Genomic DNA, 3,829 nt, shown 5'->3' on the forward strand with positions numbered 1-3,829 from the left:
GTAAGGCTTTTAGGATTTTGTAACTGGTCAGTTATTTCCGCCATTCTGCACTAGATTTTCAAATTAAGTATTATCCAATTTTTTTATTCTTGGGTGAAAAATTTAATACACAAAATTTAAGACAAAAGACAAGAAAAAAATATTGATAGTTTTGCTCTTTATTTTACTATTCTTTCTAGTAAAGTTAGTTAAAGTTTCTGTAGAAGTTTAAATTTATCAGTTAATAAATTAATATTATTTATATTATGGAAAAAATGGACAACTATAATTATATATTACCAACTGTAAGCGACATTTTTGCCCTAGAAATGTCAAGTGATGATTTGCCTACAAAAACAATGGGATTGGCAAAGGAAAATTCTCCTCCTTTTATGAAACAGAGAAATCAAGATTTGTATTTAAAGGCTCAAAAGGAATGGTATAGCGCGATCGCTAGTGTCAATCAATTATTAGAAAATTCATCAAAAACATTAGACAATCGAGATTTTAATAATCAAGAGATTACAAAAACTATTGATTTATTAAACGAGAGAGATTCTAGTAGAAATTCAAAAGAGTCTACTCCTAATTCATTTTTTTCTCATATAAAACCATATAGTGGATTAGTCTTATCTAGTCCTACTCCTATTTTAACAAATCCTGCTTTATCTACGAATTTTTATACTTCAGTTTTTACCAGTGAAATACAGGAAAATTTAGACTGGTTATCTATTTTTAGAAGACAAAGTTTACCTCTATTACCAGGAGCAGATAGTATAAATTCCTTTTCTGATTTTATACCTATACTACCTTTGTCAACTAAAGACCCAATAATAAATGAGCAGTTTTGTTTAGTCTTAACTGCTGAGTTTAGTTTGGTTATGGTCTTAGGAAAAAGCATAGATAATAAACCAGCTTTTCAATTTTCTTTTGACCCAGAAGTAGTTGAAAGAGCATGGATTATCTTACGTCAACGAATCGTATTACTTACCAAGTTTTATTCTAAAAATATTGATAAACATCAAAAAATTATCAATCGATATTCTCAGAAATTAGCAATTTTAGACAGCATATTTGATAAAAATCCACCTCACGAACCAAGCTATAAAATAGTGATGAAATTTAGTCGTTTATTATTAGATAATTTACCAACTTTAGATAATAAACATGAAAAATTAGAAGTCAATACTTATGACAAAAGTAAAAACAATCAAAAAACAACTTTATCACTAAAATCTACCATTGAAAATTTTAAATCTCCCGATGTAGAACTGTTACAAGCGATCGCCCATGAAGTCAAAACTCCTTTAGCAACTATTCAGACTTTAACTCGCCTATTATTAAAGCGTCCAAATCTTAATCAAGAAGTAATAAAAAAGCGTTTACAAATGATTGATGCTGAATGTACCTCTCAAATAGACCGCTTTAATCTAATTTTTAGAGCAGCAGAATTAGAAACTCAGCAACTATTCAAGGAAAAAAAATCATACCTACAATTAACAACTATTCCTCTAGCTCAAGTCTTTCAAAATAGTATACCTCGTTGGCAACAAAAGGCAACTCAAAGAAATCATACTCTCAAAGTTATTTTACCTCCTAATATGCCAACGGTTGTTAGCGATCCTATTATGCTTGACCAAGTATTAGGAAATTTGATTGAAAATTTCTCCCGAAATTTACCTTCTGGCAGTCTAATGCAGGTGGAAGTAATGTTAGCTGGAAGTCAGTTAAAATTGCAGCTTAAATCTGATTCTAATATGGGCGGAAAAAGTCACTCACCTTTTACCAGCTCTACAAAAACACCTTTTAAATCTATCGGTCCTTTATTAATGTTTCAACCAGAAACAGGTAATCTTAGTTTAAATTTAAAAGTTACTAAAAATCTTTTTCAAGCAATAGGAGGAAAATTAGTAGTAAGACAACGACCAACAAAAGGGGAAATTATGACTATTTTCTTGCCAGTTAAATAATCTGTTTTAGGGAATAGGGAATAGGGAATAGTAAAAGATTAAAAACAGTATTAAATTATGAAAAATAAAAGGGAATAGGTACTCAATACAGATTTTTTTTATTAGAAAAAACTACGTTCTAGATTTACATCTCATTTGAAAAAGCTATATATCTATAAAAGAGGAAACAGGGCAGGAAAATTGATAATTTATTGATAATAATTTATTTTATTTTTAATTTTTGGATATGTCTAATGCACAAATCTGTAATGCCCTATTCCTTATTAAAATAATTGGGTCTAGAACCCTGCCTTTTAAGGTGAAATGTTTTTGGAAAGTTTTTCAAATCCCCTTGACAAAAACAATTTCTGACTTCTGACTTCTGACTTTGTTAAGGGTTTGCCATTGGATATATACTATGTGCAATTAAACTAATTTGTGCAAACCCAAGGATGAATATCTAAAGGAAATTTAAGTTTTTTCAGGTTTTTAAGCCTTTTTTCCTTTTCCTTCTTCCTTCTTCCTTCTTCCTTCTTCCTTCTTCCTTCTTCCTTATTTAAAGTTAATTATTCTCATAACTTTCTTCTGTAATAGAAATTTCTTCTAAGTCAACATAATTTATTTGTCCCACTTTAACTTCCTTGGGTACATTAGTTACCTCATATTTAGTACCTTTGGGAACTAAAACTTCGCTTTCGCTATACATTGCAGAAAAATCACTAATAGAAACTCCCGAATGATTGTGCTTTACCCGAATCACTACTTGGTAACAATGACCAGAATAAGTCTCAGCAATTTTTGGATCGGAAGTAAAACTGGTGAGCGAATCTAAAGTATAATCTCCATGGGGTTTTAATTGTTGAATAAAAGATTTTATTGATTTTTCACTAAAAGACATACCCCGATAAATATCACCATCATAAGCTGGCATTTTGTGCATAAATTTGTTAAGAATTTTAACATTCCCTTCGTCTTTTCCTTGTTTATCTGCCCTTCTAATTTTACGAAAATCTGTAGTAGTAAATCTTTCAAGTGCGGATAATGATTCTGCTGCTTCAATAGAATTCATTCCACTTAATTTAGCAACCTGAGCAACGAGTTTATTGTTTTCGCAAAGTACAACATTGTTCATAAAGTTCATCTCAACTCGATACTTTTTATTATCCCCTAAAATTACTAAAAAAGTAACCCATTCATTTAGATAATTTTTGCCTCACCCAGATGGGTGAATTTGAAGCTGAAAATTGATCCTGACCTGATATAGACAGCAATTTATCAACAATTATTCAAGAAAACTAAATAGGTATAAATAACTAATAATCTGAATAAAATACTATAAATTCTAATTTAATTATTAAGAAATAATCTATCAATACTTTCCTGATGAACTTGTAAAAATACAAACTTTAGCAATAAGTACCTGGACTTAAATCTTAGCAAGACCTTCCTCAAATATGAAGATAAATTACTGCCTTTTTTACTGTAGGTGGTGTAAGAATTCTGTAGCCCAGAGCGATCGCTTTTGTGGGTCAGTCAAACATCTCTAGGACTTACGCAGAATCACCTTGAAAAAACTATATATAGGAGCAAACGGTATTCGCCCACAGTAAATATAGTGTCTATGCGTAAGCCCTGCCTCCGTTGAAAAACTATAACGTTGGAGTTTTTTTGATTGCTCTATTCTATTGCTAAAGTCTGGCAAAAGCCTGAATTAACCGTCGGTGCAATAATTCCATCTCCCAAAACGATCGCTAATCAAGCTCGGTTAAAAATTTCCCAACTATTGTACAATAGATAAATTAGAACTCCGTTGAAAAACTATAACGTTGGAGTTTTTTTTGATTTATCTATTCTATTGCTAAAGTCTGGCAAAAGCCTGAATTAACCGTCGGTGCAATAAT

General features: G+C 30.7%; 3 protein-coding genes. 2 read left to right on the plus strand and 1 reads right to left on the minus strand.

The genetic code is table 11. From position 1 onward, the window contains the following. The first annotated feature begins 254 nt into the window (after positions 1–254). On the plus strand, positions 255–1,949 hold the full coding sequence (locus AC3DU7_RS22095) for a sensor histidine kinase (RefSeq protein WP_488041458.1): 1,695 nt from the start codon (positions 255–257) through the stop codon (positions 1,947–1,949). Between the two features lie 541 nt (positions 1,950–2,490). Here the strand turns inward: AC3DU7_RS22095 and AC3DU7_RS22100 are convergent. After that, positions 2,491–3,060: an ADP-ribosyltransferase gene (locus tag AC3DU7_RS22100; protein ID WP_488041459.1), complete on the minus strand. Its 570-nt coding sequence runs from the start codon at positions 3,058–3,060 to the stop codon at positions 2,491–2,493. A gap of 540 nt (positions 3,061–3,600) precedes the next feature. Here AC3DU7_RS22100 and AC3DU7_RS22105 point away from each other — a divergent pair. After that, positions 3,601–3,726, plus strand: coding sequence for a hypothetical protein (locus AC3DU7_RS22105; RefSeq protein ID WP_488041460.1), 126 nt, complete (start codon positions 3,601–3,603; stop codon positions 3,724–3,726). Positions 3,727–3,829: the final 103 nt, after the last annotated feature.

This window comes from Okeania sp. (assembly GCF_983059655.1).